Below are 15,350 nucleotides of genomic sequence, written 5' to 3' on the forward strand. Positions count from 1 at the left end.
CCGTTATCGATAAGATAATGGTCAACCTACACCAAGTTGCGATCGCCCTAAAAATATTGACAAAGTATTCGATATATGCATATTGATGCTTAAGTAAACTGCTTGGCGATCGCAAATAAACAAGCTTTACCCAAAATATAGTTGCAAGCCCTAATTAGGTCAAATAAAATTAAAGGCGCTCTCCAAAAGGGGAGCGTTTTTTAGTGTCATTAGTCAGTTGTTAGTTTTTATGAGTGGTATAGGTTGATAATTGTTGTTAAAAACGAACAATAACTTTACCGCAATTTCGACCACTATATAAGTATTCCACAGCGTCAACGATAGACTCCATTCCTCTGAATTGTGTTGAATCAACAGCAGGTTTAATTTTACCTGTCGATAATAGTTCCATCAGTCGAGACTGTTTCTCTTGTAAATATTCTGAATAGTCAACGAAGAGAAAGCCACGTAGCGAGGCTCTAGTGTTAAAAGAATTGTGCAAAGTAAAACCCTCATCCCAGAAGTCGAGTAGGAAGCTAGAATGGCAATTCCAAATAAACAAGTAAAATCTAATACAGATATTTTAGATAATAGACGCACCCAAACTCGTATCCAAGTTCGCATTCCTAAAGACTTGTATGAAGAACCAATCATTTCACGACTGGTTTCTCACTATGGGGTCATAGTCATTATTGCTGATGCTCAGGTAAGCGCAAACGTGCCACAATATAGCTGCTTCGATCTGGAACTGCGAGGTACTGTTTCTCAGATTGAAAGCGCCCTAACTTACCTGGATGAACTGGATTTAGAAGTTTTGCACCAATCCAGCCCTGAAGAAGATGGTTGGTAGATTTAGTTAGGAGTTAGGAGTTAGAAGTTAAAAAATTCATAATTCATAACTCCTAACTTTTAACTCTTAACTTTGTTTAAGCCATTTGATTTTCAATCGCCCACCGCGCTAGTTCAGTACGGTTGTGGAGATTAGTTTTGCCCAACATATTGGACACATGGCTTTCAACCGTGCGCTGACTAACATTTAGTTCTTCAGCAATTTCCCGGTTAGCTAAACCCCTAGCCACAAACTGGACTACTTTGAGTTCGGTTGGGGTTAATTGCACATCGAAGGGAACCTGGATACGGGAACCGTTTTCGCCTCCTTTTGCTTGGTGTTCTTTCCAACGGATAGTTTGTTTCAGCGAGGATTCAACTTGCGCTACGAGTTCTTCTGGTTCAAAGGGCTTGACCATATAAACATCAGCACCTTTGTTCAGACCTTTAACTCGGTCTGCACTTTGTCCCTTAGCTGAAAGGAAAAGAACCGGAATCCAGCTGGTGCGTTCGTTTTGCCGGACTTGTTCCACAAAAGTATATCCGTCCATTTCCGGCATCATCACATCGCAGATGATCATGTCTGGAACATCTTGCTCTAAAATTTCCAGAGCTTCACGTCCATTTTCAGCGGTGATGACTTCATATCCCCGGAATTCTAAGTAATCCTTCACCAGCAAGATGAGGTTAGGGTCATCATCAATCAATAGAAGTCGTTTGTGATCTTTCATGCTGGGCTCTTTCATAGCAGTGGCACTTGTCGCGCTTCGGTCCATCAAAGTCTTGAATATTTATCCTCTATGGTGGGTTATTCGAGATGTTGTCCTTTTTCCTACTTAACTTGCCTTTGCTGTCTCGAAGTCTCAAAAATGCCGAGCACTTTCAATAGACTAGTAGCTGGATAGCAAAAGTCCAGCAAGGATACGTATAGCAGTAGTATCTATAATGCGCTATTATATATCGCTTTGAAAGGGGCGGGGTAAAAAACACTGATTAAATAATAATCTTTCGGACTCACAAGTAAGTATTGGCTTAAAGATGACCCTACCTCAAAACCAACCCGCACTTTCTTAAAGCTTACTGCTATACCATATCCTTTGGTTGTTAAACCTCTATGAGATGTTCACAAGAAACTAGGGAAGTTTCTGGCAAAAGATGGATTGAAAACGCATATTCTTCTACCACCTTATTGCCTATTCAGTGTTCTCGGATGATCCGCAGAGTAACTTCCGGGTTTGCTTGGCGATACCAGACACCATCAGCGTAAATCACCATTATGGGTCTAGAACAAGAAACACGCAAGCAGTTGGCTTTAGTTTTATAGACGCAAATAGAATGACTTTAGTGCGGCTCATCGAGTTTTAAATCTTTAAGTCGCTTTTTTAAGTAATCCCAGAATTCCAGACTAGCTCGTTTTGAGCAGCAATTGCCTGGTCAGCGCAAATAAAAATGTGTTGCTGAATTTTTGTAAGTCCTAAACTTTCTACACAATTACTCAGGGTCTTATGTTCCAAAGATTGAGTGTTTTTGGGAATTTGATGGTTGGACTGGATCGCTGTCACTGTATTGTTACTCATCGAGCGGCTCCCTGATTACAGTTCTATAACAATTTGCAAGCTTTGCAAATAAAGTTGACTGGGGAGTAGGGAATGGGGAAGAATTCTCATAACTCTTAACTCCCCACTCCCTACTCTCTTCGTAACTTACAGAACAAAACCTGAAAGGTAGAAATAATTAAGCATTTATACTTAAGTATATCTTTAACCTTCTAGTTCGGGAACCCGTACTCAAGGCATTCTTGCCATTGGACGCCATTTTTCGGTAAATTAGCACTCAGGAGTTGAGAGTGCTAAACTCTGGAGAAAATAATTATGGCAGCTTTATCTCTAAGCGTTTCTACAGTTAAACCTTTAGGCGATCGCGTTTTCGTAAAAGTGAGCGCCTCTGAGGAAAAGACCGCAGGTGGTCTGTATTTGCCCGATACCGCCAAGGAAAAGCCCCAAGTAGGGGAAGTAGTGGCTCTTGGTCCTGGCAAGCGTAATGACGATGGAAACCGTCAGGAATTGGAAATTAAAGTCGGCGATAAGGTGCTGTACTCTAAGTACGCTGGCACTGACATCAAGCTTGGCACTGAAGAATATGTACTGCTTTCTGAAAAAGATATTTTAGCAGTTGTTATCTAGTGGTCATTAGTCATTGGTCATTAGTCATTAGCCAATGACAAAGGACAAATGACAAATGACAAATGACGAAGAACAAAAGGCAAATGACAAAGGACAACTAACAATAATTATGGCAAAGCGCATTATCTACAACGAAAACGCCCGTCGCGCCTTGGAACGAGGCATTGACATCCTGGCTGAGGCTGTAGCTGTTACCCTTGGCCCCAAAGGTCGTAACGTAGTCCTAGAAAAGAAATTTGGCGCACCGCAAATCGTCAATGACGGTGTAACGATCGCTAAAGAAATCGAATTAGAAGACCACATTGAAAACACTGGCGTAGCTCTGATTCGTCAAGCTGCTTCTAAGACCAATGATGCTGCGGGCGATGGCACCACAACTGCTACCGTTTTAGCTCATGCGATCGTCAAAGAAGGCTTACGGAACGTTGCAGCTGGTGCTAATGCGATTTCGCTGAAGCGTGGTATAGACAAAGCTACTGCTTTCCTGGTAGAAAAAATTGCTGAACACGCCCGTCCAGTGGAAGATTCCAAAGCCATTGCCCAAGTTGGTGCGATCTCGGCTGGTAATGACGAAGAAGTTGGTCAGATGATTGCCCAAGCAATGGACAAGGTGGGCAAGGAAGGCGTAATTTCCCTAGAAGAAGGGAAATCTATGTTCACCGAATTGGAAATCACTGAAGGGATGCGCTTTGACAAAGGCTACATCTCTCCTTATTTCGCTACCGACCCTGAGCGGATGGAAGCGGTTTTTGATGAGCCTTTCCTACTGCTGACCGATAAGAAAATTGCTTTGGTACAAGACCTGGTACCAGTGTTAGAGCAAGTAGCTCGTGCTGGTCGTCCTTTGGTGATTATCGCCGAAGATATTGAAAAAGAAGCTTTGGCAACCTTGGTAGTAAACCGTTTGCGCGGTGTACTCAATGTAGCTGCTGTTAAGGCTCCTGGCTTTGGCGATCGCCGCAAAGCACTACTAGAAGATATCGCTGTTTTAACTGGTGGTCAACTAGTTACCGAAGATGCTGGTTTGAAGCTAGATAACACCAAGCTGGACAGCCTGGGTAAAGCTCGCCGGATCACCATTACCAAAGACAGCACTACAATTGTTGCCGAAGGTAACGAAGCTGCTGTTAAGGCTCGTGTCGAACAGATTCGTCGTCAAATCGATGAAACCGAATCTTCTTACGACAAAGAAAAACTGCAAGAGCGTCTTGCTAAACTCTCTGGTGGTGTCGCTGTGGTGAAAGTTGGTGCAGCGACCGAAACCGAAATGAAAGACAAGAAGCTGCGTTTAGAAGACGCTATCAACGCCACCAAAGCTGCTGTGGAAGAAGGTATCGTTCCTGGCGGTGGTACAACTCTGGCTCACCTTGCTCCTGAATTGGAAGTTTGGGCAAAGAGCAATCTTAAAGATGAAGAGTTGATTGGTGCGTTGATTGTCGTTCGCGCCTTACCTGCACCTCTGAAGCGGATTGCTGAAAACGCCGGTCAGAATGGTGCTGTGATCGCTGAACGCGTCAAAGAGAAAGAATTCAACGTTGGCTACAATGCTGCAACAAACGAATTCGTCGATTTGTTAGCTGCTGGTATTGTTGACCCTGCTAAAGTGACTCGTTCTGCTCTGCAAAACGCTGCTTCCATCGCTGGTATGGTGTTGACAACCGAATGTATTATAGTTGACAAGCCTGAGCCTAAGGATAGCGCTCCTGCTGGCGCTGGTGCTGGCGGCGGAGACTTCGATTACTAATACTTTCTAGTTACATAATTTGTAAAACAGCTGCTTCCTGATAGAGGCGGCTGTTTTTTTATGTCAAAAGAAGAGGAAAAGGGTGAGTTACGACAACGCTTGTAAATATTTAGCTGAACAGTACCCTGCTGATTTTGTGCGTTGGTTACTTGGGGTAGAGGTGCAACAAATTGAAGTCTTAAAAACGGAACTCACGCTTGAACCAATTCGCGCGTGATTCTGTGACATTTTTGCAAGCAGCTAACCAAATTTTGCACATTGAATTTCAAACTTTGGCGAAATCTAATCCGGCGCTTAATTTCCGAATGCTCGATTATTCTGTGAGGTTGAAGCGTCAGTACCGTTGTCCTGTAGTGCAAGTGCTAATCTTTTTGCAAGAAACTACTAACGAAATGGCTTTTACTGAAGAATATCGGGACAACACGACAATTCACCAATATCAGGTTGTTCGTCTTTGGGAGCAAGATTCAACACTATTTTTAGTTAATCCGGCGCTGTTACCTTTAGCAAGTTTGACGCGAACTAACTCGCCACAAACTTTACTGGCACAAGTCGCGGAACAAGTCGCTACAATTCCAGATAGGGAGGAGCGACAAAATATCGCGGGTTGTGTAGAAATTCTGGCGGGTTTGCGGTTTGAAAAGGATTTGGTTCGGCAATTTTTACGGGAGGATATTATGAAAGAGTCTGTAATTTATCAAGATATCGTTCAAAAGGAAGCGTTTAAATTGATTAGTCGTCAGCTTAAACGGCGTTTTGGTGATATTGATGAATCATTAGTTGAGCAGGTTCGGAATTTATCTGCTGAACAGTTAGAGGAGTTAGGAGAGGAACTGCTTGATTTTTCGGAAATTGCTGATTTGGTAGCTTGGTTAGAACAGCAATAGAAGAATTAATAAAAATAATTTACTTTTGAAGTTGCATATTTTATAACTTGTGCGATCGCCCTTAATAAATTTGTGGTTTGTGATATGTCCATTTATTTACTTTACTCTCTGAATCACTTCTTGGGCAAAATCTTTTAGAGAGTCATACAAATCACCATATTTTTTTATATGTCAACTTTTCTTCAAAATCTAAATTTTTAGCTAATTGTGCTCTTTCAGCAATTTTAGTTTTAAATACTGATGGAAAATCAGAGCTATTCATAATCAACTCGACCAATTGATTTTCATTAGCTCTAGATACATTAAATCTAGATATTAAAGTTCCTAAAGATTTTAAATTATGCCCATTTTCATTATTAAACTTTTTAATATGTCTTAGGATTAATCTTAATCCACCAATTGACATACGGTTAGGGGTGCAAGGCAAAATACAAAAATTACTGGCTAAAAATGCACTTTTAATTGTTTTGTTAATTGTTGGTGGGCAATCAATCAAAACATAATCATAATTTTTAGATAGAATTTTTAGAAGTTCTTTTAGTAAATCAATCGGTTTTAATCCTAGATTATAATAAAATCCTTCCGGTAATTCTTCTTGAATTTCAAATAATATAGGGCTACTAGGTATAAGGTGTAAAGATTTAAATTTAGCTTTTATATTAGAAATATCTCGTTTAGCTATAAAGTTATCATTATTCAAATTATCCAAATAATCTTTAGGTTGTTTAAATAAATAAGGTAAAGTCAACTTATTCCTTTCAAATTGGCTAAACCATACATCTTCTGACATTAAAATATTCGTTAAATTACATTGAGGATCAAGGTCAATAACCAGCACTCGCTTACCATACATGGTATCGCCTGCTAAATATTCCACTAATGCCATAACGATGGTAGTTTTGCCAACTCCACCCTTGAGATTGCAAATGCTTATCACTTTAGCTGTCATAATTTCTGGTAGATTGACGCATTTCATGGGCTACAGTTCTATGTTTCCCTGAAAATATGCCCAAGTAACAGGTTCATTTTTACTTTTCCATAAAAACCCATGAGCCAACTTAATCCTGAAACAACCCCCTTACACACCTTAAACCCACTCAATCGATTTTCTGACAGAGCAGAGGATTATGTAAAATATCGACCAAGCTACCCCGCAGATGCAATTGATATTATCTTGGAAGGATTAGGTGAAAATTCACAACTCGTAGCAGCAGATATTGGTGCAGGTACAGGAATTGCTTCCAGACTGTTAGCTGAACGAGGGGTTAATGTCATAGCCATAGAACCAAATGCGGCGATGCGAGAAGCGGCTGAAGCACATCCTTTGATAGAGTTTCGTGATGGAACAGCAGAATTTACCCAACTCCCTGATAATTCAGTTGATTTAGTTACTTGTTTTCAAGCTTTCCACTGGTTCAATCCCGAAGCAACTTTATTGGAATTTCACCGCATTTTAAAACCATCAGCACGCTTGGCTGTGGTGTGGAATAACCGCGATCAAGAAGATGCATTAACCACAGAATATAGCCGAATAGTCCGCGAAGCATCTAATAATCACCCAGCAGAATCTAGAATGCAGTCCGTAGAGCCACTGTTAGTAACTCCTCATTTTATTAATATCCACGAATATAATTTTACTTACAGGCAACAGTTAGATTTAACTGGACTTATTGGACGAGCAATGAGTGTTTCTTACCTTCCGCGTGAAGGTTTGGGATATGAACAGCTTATTGATAGGTTTCAAGAATTATATCAGCGCTTTCATGATGAAAGTGGTTTTGTGTATATGGTCTATCGCACTAGCGTACACCTTGGTGAAGTAATTTCAAAATAAAAATGGGAATCATAAGAAGTAGGGTGCGTTAATTCCCTCTCAATAAATATCAGGATTTACATGGCACAACCAAAATATGAAGGTTATTGCGAATGCATTCCTACTAAATTAGTCAGAGAAAAGTTTGGAGATGTCAATGTTTTTGCCCAAAATGCTAAATCACTCTTAACAAAAGCTACTGGTTTTATTGGTAATTATGATTTTACTCTAAATCCTTACAGGGGATGTCAATACGCTTGTAGCTATTGCTATGCTGCTGCATTTAGCCCTAATACTCAAATGCGCCAAGATTGGGGTAAATGGGTAATTTTTAAGGAAAATTCTGCTGAAATTTTAGCGAAAGAATTAAAAAAATGGTATGAAAAAAATCCCCAGACTCCTCCTAGTATATACATGAGTAGCGTTACCGATCCTTATCAACCACTTGAGTCTAAACATCAACTGACTCGTCGGTTGTTAGAGGTAATGCTAGATATGGGGATTGACGGTTATCCAACTCCAACTTTGGTGATTCAAACTCGTAGCCCAATTATTACTAGAGATATTGATTATTTACAACGATTTAAGCGATTGCGAATTAATATGAGCATTCCCACTGGGAGCGAATTAGTAAGAAAAGATTTTGAACCGCGATCGCCCAGTATTAAAGCCAGACTAAATGCTATCACTAAAATTAAACAAAGTATTGATTATTATAAAGGTTTTCTTCCTCAAATTTCTATTACTATTACCCCTCTACTTCCTACTTTGCCAACTGATGAGTCTACTTTCATTGACAAACTAGCCATCGCCGATAGAGTTGTAATTCAAACTTTTCATGCTAGCCAAAGTCGTTCTCTCATAGCATCAACTCGCCAAGAAGCTGAAGAAATTAAGCAAAAATACGCTTGGTGGTATGAGGATGAGAAATTAAGCTATAGGAAATTTAAGGAAAAGTTAGTTTCTCAGCTTCCAGGTGTAGAAATTATGGAAGGTAAAGAAGGATTTGGCTATGAATAATCCTATCGCAAATTGGTGGCGAAGTCAGCAGTTCAAATTATCTTTAAAACGCGGGGATATCCGAAGTGCAGTCCAACTATTGCAAGAGATTCAAAAATCAGGTGCAAGATTCTCATGGTTAGAAAAACTATTTAAGGATAAACTTCAATTTGAACGTTATTCCCAAGAATACAAACGGCAAACAGAAACTTTAAGTAAACAACTAACAGAAGCATCTCAACAAAAAGATGATCTTATATTAATCCCAGATGAGGAATTTGTTAAATATATCTATAAAGTTTTCAATTTCATACAGCACGATGAATATAAACTGCAATCTACTGGTATTGATGAACGGATATTTGATGATTTGGAATCAAGGCTAGTTGAATATCTCAAAGAAGAATTTAGTAAGATTCCTGAAAAACAGTTATTTATTAAGCTAGAAGATGCTCTTGAAGATATTAATAACTTAAAAATTGGACAAGACCCAGACTACCGTTTTAGTCTAACTCCTCATGTGTACTTTATGAAGTATTTTTTAGAAAATGTATATTGCATATATTTAGCTTGGTTTCTCATTTACCAGGATGCTTTACTACCAAGTAAGGTTAATATCCTTGATATTGCAGCAGGCCCAGGAACAGTTGCTTATGGTTTAGCTTTATTTCTCCAAAGTAGTAGCGGTTTTTTTCATATCCCGCAAATGCACATATCTTATTACTCTTTAGAAAAACAAGATGCCTTCCAGTTTCGTGGACTTCAGTTTTGGCGACGATATATAGAGTCGCGTCTAACTCCTGTGAATGCTTTCTTCCGCTTTGTTACTACTGATATTTTTACTTGGAAGACTCAATCGAATAATCTACCCAAAGATTTTTTCGACTTTATCGTAATTTCTCACTGCTTCTTTGCAGATCCAGCTAAGAGGGTTGAAGCTAATAATACTTACAAGGAAATATTTGCCACAAGCTTAAAAAAATCAGGTTATATTCTGCTAATTGTGCAAGATAAAAAGTTATTCAAAGTTTACGATGTTCACCAATTTGAAAACCAAGAACAGGAAAAAAATGTAGTGGATAAATTTCTGGCAGAACTTGGATTAGAGTTAGTCTGGTATAAATATCTAACCTCAACAGATTCAAGAAAACCTTTGTCCGGTGTTGAATTTGGTAAATTTGCTCGAGAAAAATTACCAAAACAACTGTATATGAGTCCAATACTCCAACAGTATTTTGGTCAGAAGCATCAGTTACACTATACATTAGATGATTATGTAATCTTGGCGAAAAAATAATGATAAATTGCAGGTAAAACACTAAAGAATGCATTAAATAAATATAAGGTATCTGAACTTTAATCTTGAATTTATAAATGACCTGCAATTCACAAATAGCAGAAGGTTGGCATGGCAAACTTAATTTAGTCTATGCCGATCGCCAGGGTAGAACCCAATTAATTTACAATTACCAACAAGCGCCCCTGAAGGTACAACGCCCATTCTATCCAGAAGGGGAAAAAGTTTGTCATAACGTAATTTTACATACAGCCGGGGGAATGGTGGGAGGCGATCGCTTATCCTCTAACATCCACCTCCAACCCCAAACCCAAGCCTTAATCACTACAGCTGCTGCAAGCAAGATATATCGTAGTAATGGCTTACAAGCTAGACAAAGTATCCAGATGCAAGTTGATGCTGGTGCTTGTTTAGAATGGTTGCCGCAAGAGACAATTTTATTTAACGCTGCGATTTATCGGCAAGATTTACGGGTAGAATTAGCAACCGGGGGCAGTTGGTTAGGCTGGGAAATCACCCGATTTGGTCGCAGTGCTAGAGGAGAAAAATTCTTGCAAGGGGAATGGCGATCGCACACGGAAATTTGGCAGCAAGGTGTTCCTTTGTGGATTGATCGCCAATATTTACCAGGTAGTGAAGATGTTTTTCACAGTCCTCACGGCTTGGCAGGAAAACCAATAGTAGGTAGTCTAGTTTGGGTTGGTAGTGCAGTTTCAGCAGAAATTGTCGAAAAAACGCGAAATTTATGGAATGGGGAAGGGGAAGCGGGTGTTAGCCGATTACAACATGGATTATTGTGTCGATATCGCGGTTCTTCCACATCTGAGGTGAGAAACTGGTTTATTAATGTTTGGCAGCTGCTGCGAGTTTCTTTTTTGAATCGTGGTAATTGTATACCAAGAGTGTGGCAGCTTTGAACGAACCACGAAGGCGCGAAGGACGCGTTCGCGCAGCGTCTCGAAGAGAAGGAGGAGGTATTAATGCAACTTACGCCGCAGGAAAAAGATAAGTTATTAATTTTTACAGCTGCTTTATTAGCAGAAAGACGGAAAGGAAGGGGTTTAAAACTGAATTATCCCGAAGCGATCGCTTATATTTCTGCTGCCATTTTAGAAGGTGCAAGAGATGGGCAAACTGTAGCTGAATTAATGAGTTATGGTACAACTCTATTAACGCGGGATGATGTCATGGAAGGGATATCAGAAATGGTGCATGAAGTGCAAGTTGAAGCAACTTTTCCTGATGGTACAAAGTTAGTGACAGTACATAATCCAATTCATTAAATTTACTTTATAGTGTGTTACTTTAAAGACAAAAGTCTTTTATAGACATTAATTAATAATCAAGTATATAATTTAACACATTAATTAAAAGTATACTGCTTGATGATAGTCAAGCATAAAGGCAATGAATACAGGAAACACTGGCTTTACAGCAACTATTATAACCACTGCCATAACTACTGCCTTTGCCGTTGTAGCCGGAATAGTTAATCACATTATGTCTGGCAACAGAGACAGAGAAAATCAGCAGACAACTGCATCGTTAAAATATACTGAGCAGCAGCTAGAAGAACTATATGGGCCACTTGCTTTTCTGATCTGGGAAGGTAGATGTACTTATACAGATTTAGTAAAAAAGTTTCTAGAAATGCGCCGTCAAAAACAAAACAATGGTGATAAAGATGATAAGATAGTTCGCTTGCCAAACGAAGAAGAAATTAAACATAAAGGTGATAAAATAGGCCCCTTGCAAAACCAAGAAGAAATTAAACTCTGGATTTTTTGGATAGAAAAAGATGCTTTTCCTCGCCATGAAAAAATTAAAAAGCTTTTGATGACAAAGACACACTTAATTGAAGGTGAAATAATGCCAGAAAGTTATCTAAAATTTTTGGACTACCATAATTCCTGGAAAATAGAACATTTGCGGTGGCAAGAACAGCAAATTAAATATTCGGGGAAATCAAAATTTGACTTTCCATTAGAATTTGAAACTGAGGTTCTTAAAACTTTTAAAAACCTTAAGCGTCAACAAGCAAACTTTTTAAAAGCTAATCATGACTTACGCAAAAAGAGCCAAATTTACGCAAAAACAGCCAAAAATATTAATTTATTGAACCGCCAAGACGCCAAGAATTCGTAGATTGTGCGTAATTTCTATTTAAATGAAATATTGGATTGAACATGATACCAGGAGAAATCATTACACCAGCAGGTGAAATTGAACTAAATGTTGGTCGTCCAACTGTAAAATTGCAAGTGTCAAATACAGGCGATCGCCCCATACAAGTTGGTTCCCACTATCACTTTTATGAAGTTAACACCGCCTTAAACTTTGACAGAGAACAAGCGCGAGGAATGCGCCTCGATATCCCCGCCGGAACCGCAGTTCGCTTTGAACCAGGCGATGCAAAAGAAATAACTCTAATCCCCCTCGTTGGTACTCGCCAAGTCTACGGCTTCAACGCCAAAATTAACGGAAACCTCTAAAAACTCTCCGCGTACCTCCGCGTCCCTTTGCGTTAAAAAAAAGGATTTTATATGCCTTACAGAATGGATCGCCGCGCCTACGCCGAAACTTATGGCCCAACAGTAGGCGATCGCATCCGACTTGCAGACACAGAATTATTTATTGAAGTTGAACAAGATTTCACCACCTACGGCGATGAAGTGAAATTTGGCGGTGGTAAAGTCATCCGAGACGGGATGGGACAATCCCCCATTTCTAACGCCGATGGTGCTGTAGATTTAGTAATTACTAATGCCTTAATTCTCGATTGGTGGGGTATTGTCAAAGCAGATATCGGCATTAAAGATGGCAATATTTTCAAAATTGGTAAAGCTGGAAATCCTTATATTCAAAATAATGTAGATATTATTATTGGCCCCGGAACTGAAGCCTTAGCTGGTGAAGGAATGATTCTCACTGCTGGCGGTATTGATGCCCATATTCATTTTATTTGTCCCCAACAAATTGAAGTGGCGATCGCTTCTGGTATTACCACCATGATCGGCGGCGGTACTGGCCCCGCTACAGGTACAAATGCCACTACCTGCACCCCCGGACCTTGGAATATTTACCGAATGCTGCAAGCTGCTGATGCTTTTCCCGTCAACTTAGGATTTTTGGGTAAAGGTAACGCCAGTCAACCCCAAGGACTTGTAGAACAAGTAGTCGCTGGTGCAATGGGGTTAAAACTACATGAAGACTGGGGAACCACACCCGCAGCAATTGATACTTGCCTTAGTGTTGCGGATGAATATGATGTGCAAGTAGCGATTCATACTGATACCCTGAACGAAGCCGGATTTGTCGAAGATACGATCGCCGCTTTCAAGAATCGTACCATCCACACCTACCACACCGAAGGCGCAGGCGGAGGACACGCACCAGATATCATCAAAGTTTGCAGCCAAGCCAATGTTCTGCCATCTTCCACCAATCCCACACGTCCTTACACCCTCAACACCTTAGACGAACACCTGGATATGTTGATGGTATGCCATCACCTCGACCCAGCGATCGCCGAAGATGTCGCTTTTGCGGAGTCTCGCATCCGCCGAGAAACCATTGCTGCGGAAGATATTTTGCACGACTTAGGCGCATTTAGTATGATTTCTTCCGACTCCCAAGCGATGGGAAGAGTGGGCGAAGTTATAATTCGCACCTGGCAGACATCTCACAAAATGAAGGTGCAACGCGTAACTCTTAACCCACAAGGAACAGAGCAAAAAGCAGATAACTTTAGGGCAAAAAGATATGTTGCTAAGTATACTATTAATCCAGCGATCGCTCACGGAATTGCTCAATATGTGGGTTCAGTGGAAGAGGGAAAATTAGCAGATTTATGTTTGTGGCGTCCGGCATTTTTTGGCGTGAAACCAGAAATAGTGATTAAAGGCGGAATGATTGCATGGTCGCAAATGGGCGATGCTAACGCCAGTATTCCCACACCGCAACCAGTGTATATGCGGCCGATGTTTGGTAGTTTTGCAGGGGCGCGTCATGCCACATCATTAACTTTTGTTTCGCAATCAGCTTTAGAGAACGAAATTCCCAGCCAGCTAGGTTTACAAAAGGCAGCAGTTGCAGTTTCTGGAACACGCCAATTGAGTAAGCGGGATATGAAACTGAATGATGCACTACCACACATTGAAGTTGATCCAGAAACATACCAAGTCAGGGCAGATGGTGAGTTGCTGATTTGTGAACCTGCGACAATTTTACCAATGGCACAGAGGTACTTTTTGTTTTAGTTCATGACCGAGCAACTTACTGATTACGATAGTCCTTGGAAGGAAGTCATTGAGCTATATTTTCCCCGCTTTCTGGAATTCTTTTTCACCCAAGCCTATGCCGAAATCGACTGGACGCGACCCTATGAATTTCTGGACACAGAACTGCAACAGCTAGAACCGGATGCAGAAATTGGGCGGCGTTTGGTCGATAAAGTTGCAAAAGTTTGGCTACTGGATGGAGAGGAAGCTTGGGTATTGGTTCATGTGGAAGTCCAAGGGCAATATGACAGCCAATTTGCCGAACGGATGTACACATATAATTACCGTTTATTTGACCGCCATAAAAAGCGAGTTATTAGTTTAGCAGTTTTAGCAGATGAACAAGCGAATTGGCGACCTTCCAGCTACAGCTATCAACTGGGCGGATGTCGCGTCAGCTTAGAGTTTCCTGTGGCGAAACTGTTGGACTATGAGCAAAGGTGGGAAACCCTAGAGCGAACAACCAACCCCTTTGGTGTAATTGTGATGGCGCATCTCAAGACCAAGGCAACGCAACGAAACCCACAAAATCGGCTACAGTGGAAACTAAGCCTAGTCAGACGGCTGTACGAACGGGGATATAGCCGGGAAGATATTCGGGAATTATTTCGGTTTATCGACTGGGTGATGGTTTTGCCAAAAGAGTTGGCACTTAGTTTTAAAACAGAAGTAAGAAGTTACGAGGAGGCAGATAGAATGCGGTACGTAACTAGTATTGAAAGGCTAGCAAAAGAAGAAGGAATTGTCGAAAATGCTAGAGAAAGCTTGATTGCAGTGTTAGAAACACGATTTGGAGAAGTGCCAAGCTCTATTGTCGAAGTTATCAATAAGATAGAAGAACCATCTGTGCTAAAAACGCTTCTAAAAAGTGCGATCGCAATTCTTTCCACAGCAGAATTCCAGCAAGTTTTAGATAGTCTCAACTCTGAGAAATAAATATAGATACCGAGCGCCTTGTTGCCAGATATCGCTCTAGTGCAATCAGGTTTTAGGTAAGATGTGATTGCAAATTTATAAATGAGCAATCTTCTATTCTAACGCTGATGAGTCTTCAAATTCAGGCTGAATAATCCTAGGATATTGATACAGTGGTACGGTGAAAGTGACTGTTGAGCCAAGTCCTTCGCCCACGCTGTAAAAATTTAGTTGACCATCCATAGCTTCTATGAGTTTCTGGGATATTGCCAGCCCTAAACCTGTACCGCCGTAATGGCGAGTTCGGGAGCCATCCACTTGAGAGAATAATTGAAATAGTTTATCTTGTTTGTCCAAAGAAACACCGATGCCAGTGTCTGCCACACGTACTCTCACCATGCCAGGAAATTGCTGATCTTGAAAGT

General features: G+C 40.5%; 17 protein-coding genes and 1 pseudogene. 13 read left to right on the forward strand and 5 right to left on the reverse strand.

What is annotated here, in order from left to right; all coding sequences use genetic code 11:
- Nucleotides 1–256: 256 nt before the first annotated feature.
- On the reverse strand, nucleotides 257–541 hold the full coding sequence (locus HWQ40_RS16215; protein ID WP_334985545.1) for a zinc-binding dehydrogenase: 285 nt from the start codon (nucleotides 539–541) through the stop codon (nucleotides 257–259).
- Between HWQ40_RS16215 and HWQ40_RS16220 the strand changes: the two genes are divergently transcribed.
- Nucleotides 521–829 carry an NIL domain-containing protein gene (locus HWQ40_RS16220; RefSeq protein ID WP_292779536.1) on the forward strand — a complete coding sequence of 103 codons (309 nt, stop codon included), beginning with the start codon at nucleotides 521–523 and terminating at the stop codon, nucleotides 827–829. The two genes, HWQ40_RS16215 and HWQ40_RS16220, sit on opposite strands and share 21 nt — an antisense overlap.
- A gap of 76 nt (nucleotides 830–905) precedes the next feature.
- Here HWQ40_RS16220 and HWQ40_RS16225 read toward each other — a convergent pair whose 3' ends face one another.
- On the reverse strand, nucleotides 906–1,583 hold the full coding sequence (locus tag HWQ40_RS16225; RefSeq protein ID WP_012407592.1) for a response regulator transcription factor: 678 nt from the start codon (nucleotides 1,581–1,583) through the stop codon (nucleotides 906–908).
- Between the two features lie 606 nt (nucleotides 1,584–2,189).
- Nucleotides 2,190–2,384 carry a hypothetical protein gene (locus tag HWQ40_RS16230; RefSeq protein WP_292779538.1) on the reverse strand — a complete coding sequence of 65 codons (195 nt, stop codon included), beginning with the start codon at nucleotides 2,382–2,384 and terminating at the stop codon, nucleotides 2,190–2,192.
- A 294-nt stretch (nucleotides 2,385–2,678) separates the two neighbouring features.
- Between HWQ40_RS16230 and groES the strand changes: the two genes are divergently transcribed.
- From groES to HWQ40_RS16245, 3 genes and pseudogenes are all read left to right on the forward strand, one after another.
- Nucleotides 2,679–2,990 (forward strand): co-chaperone GroES, encoded by a 312-nt coding sequence (gene groES, locus HWQ40_RS16235; protein WP_094348596.1) that lies wholly within the window; start codon nucleotides 2,679–2,681, stop codon nucleotides 2,988–2,990.
- A 109-nt stretch (nucleotides 2,991–3,099) separates the two neighbouring features.
- Nucleotides 3,100–4,734 (forward strand): chaperonin GroEL, encoded by a 1,635-nt coding sequence (gene groL / locus HWQ40_RS16240; RefSeq protein ID WP_292779558.1) that lies wholly within the window; start codon nucleotides 3,100–3,102, stop codon nucleotides 4,732–4,734.
- Nucleotides 4,735–4,816: 82 nt separating this feature from the next.
- Nucleotides 4,817–5,621: pseudogene (locus HWQ40_RS16245) on the forward strand (DUF4351 domain-containing protein).
- Between the two features lie 151 nt (nucleotides 5,622–5,772).
- Here HWQ40_RS16245 and HWQ40_RS16250 read toward each other — a convergent pair.
- The gene (locus tag HWQ40_RS16250; protein ID WP_292779540.1) at nucleotides 5,773–6,570 is read right to left on the reverse strand and encodes a ParA family protein; all 798 of its coding nucleotides are present in this window, start codon (nucleotides 6,568–6,570) and stop codon (nucleotides 5,773–5,775) included.
- Between the two features lie 99 nt (nucleotides 6,571–6,669).
- Here HWQ40_RS16250 and HWQ40_RS16255 point away from each other — a divergent pair, with 99 nt between their 5' ends.
- From HWQ40_RS16255 to HWQ40_RS16295, 9 genes are all read left to right on the forward strand, one after another.
- Nucleotides 6,670–7,455: a class I SAM-dependent methyltransferase gene (locus tag HWQ40_RS16255; RefSeq protein ID WP_292779542.1), complete on the forward strand. Its 786-nt coding sequence runs from the start codon at nucleotides 6,670–6,672 to the stop codon at nucleotides 7,453–7,455.
- A gap of 60 nt (nucleotides 7,456–7,515) precedes the next feature.
- A complete protein-coding gene (locus HWQ40_RS16260) occupies nucleotides 7,516–8,454 on the forward strand; it encodes a radical SAM protein (RefSeq protein ID WP_292779543.1) in 939 nt (312 codons plus the stop codon).
- A complete protein-coding gene (locus HWQ40_RS16265; RefSeq protein ID WP_292779559.1) occupies nucleotides 8,447–9,730 on the forward strand; it encodes a photosystem II assembly protein in 1,284 nt (427 codons plus the stop codon). The genes HWQ40_RS16260 and HWQ40_RS16265 overlap by 8 nt, the downstream gene beginning before the upstream one ends.
- 77 nt (nucleotides 9,731–9,807) lie before the next feature.
- The gene (locus HWQ40_RS16270) at nucleotides 9,808–10,647 is read left to right on the forward strand and encodes an urease accessory protein UreD (RefSeq protein ID WP_292779544.1); all 840 of its coding nucleotides are present in this window, start codon (nucleotides 9,808–9,810) and stop codon (nucleotides 10,645–10,647) included.
- Between the two features lie 63 nt (nucleotides 10,648–10,710).
- Nucleotides 10,711–11,013 (forward strand): urease subunit gamma, encoded by a 303-nt coding sequence (gene ureA / locus HWQ40_RS16275; protein WP_292779545.1) that lies wholly within the window; start codon nucleotides 10,711–10,713, stop codon nucleotides 11,011–11,013.
- A gap of 124 nt (nucleotides 11,014–11,137) precedes the next feature.
- Entirely contained in the window at nucleotides 11,138–11,875 is a 738-nt protein-coding gene (locus HWQ40_RS16280; protein ID WP_292779547.1) for a hypothetical protein, read from the forward strand.
- Nucleotides 11,876–11,916: 41 nt separating this feature from the next.
- Nucleotides 11,917–12,222, forward strand: coding sequence for an urease subunit beta (locus tag HWQ40_RS16285; protein WP_292779560.1), 306 nt, complete (start codon nucleotides 11,917–11,919; stop codon nucleotides 12,220–12,222).
- 51 nt (nucleotides 12,223–12,273) lie between these two features.
- Nucleotides 12,274–13,989 (forward strand): urease subunit alpha, encoded by a 1,716-nt coding sequence (gene ureC, locus HWQ40_RS16290; protein ID WP_292779548.1) that lies wholly within the window; start codon nucleotides 12,274–12,276, stop codon nucleotides 13,987–13,989.
- A gap of 3 nt (nucleotides 13,990–13,992) precedes the next feature.
- The gene (locus HWQ40_RS16295; protein WP_292779550.1) at nucleotides 13,993–14,946 is read left to right on the forward strand and encodes a transposase; all 954 of its coding nucleotides are present in this window, start codon (nucleotides 13,993–13,995) and stop codon (nucleotides 14,944–14,946) included.
- Nucleotides 14,947–15,039: 93 nt separating this feature from the next.
- Here the strand turns inward: HWQ40_RS16295 and HWQ40_RS16300 are convergent.
- Nucleotides 15,040–15,350, reverse strand: a 311-nt coding sequence (locus tag HWQ40_RS16300; RefSeq protein WP_292779552.1) for an ATP-binding protein, incomplete at its 5' end; no start/stop codon positions are given.

The organism is Nostoc sp. NMS9, from assembly GCF_017114995.1.
Taxonomy (GTDB): domain Bacteria; phylum Cyanobacteriota; class Cyanobacteriia; order Cyanobacteriales; family Nostocaceae; genus Nostoc.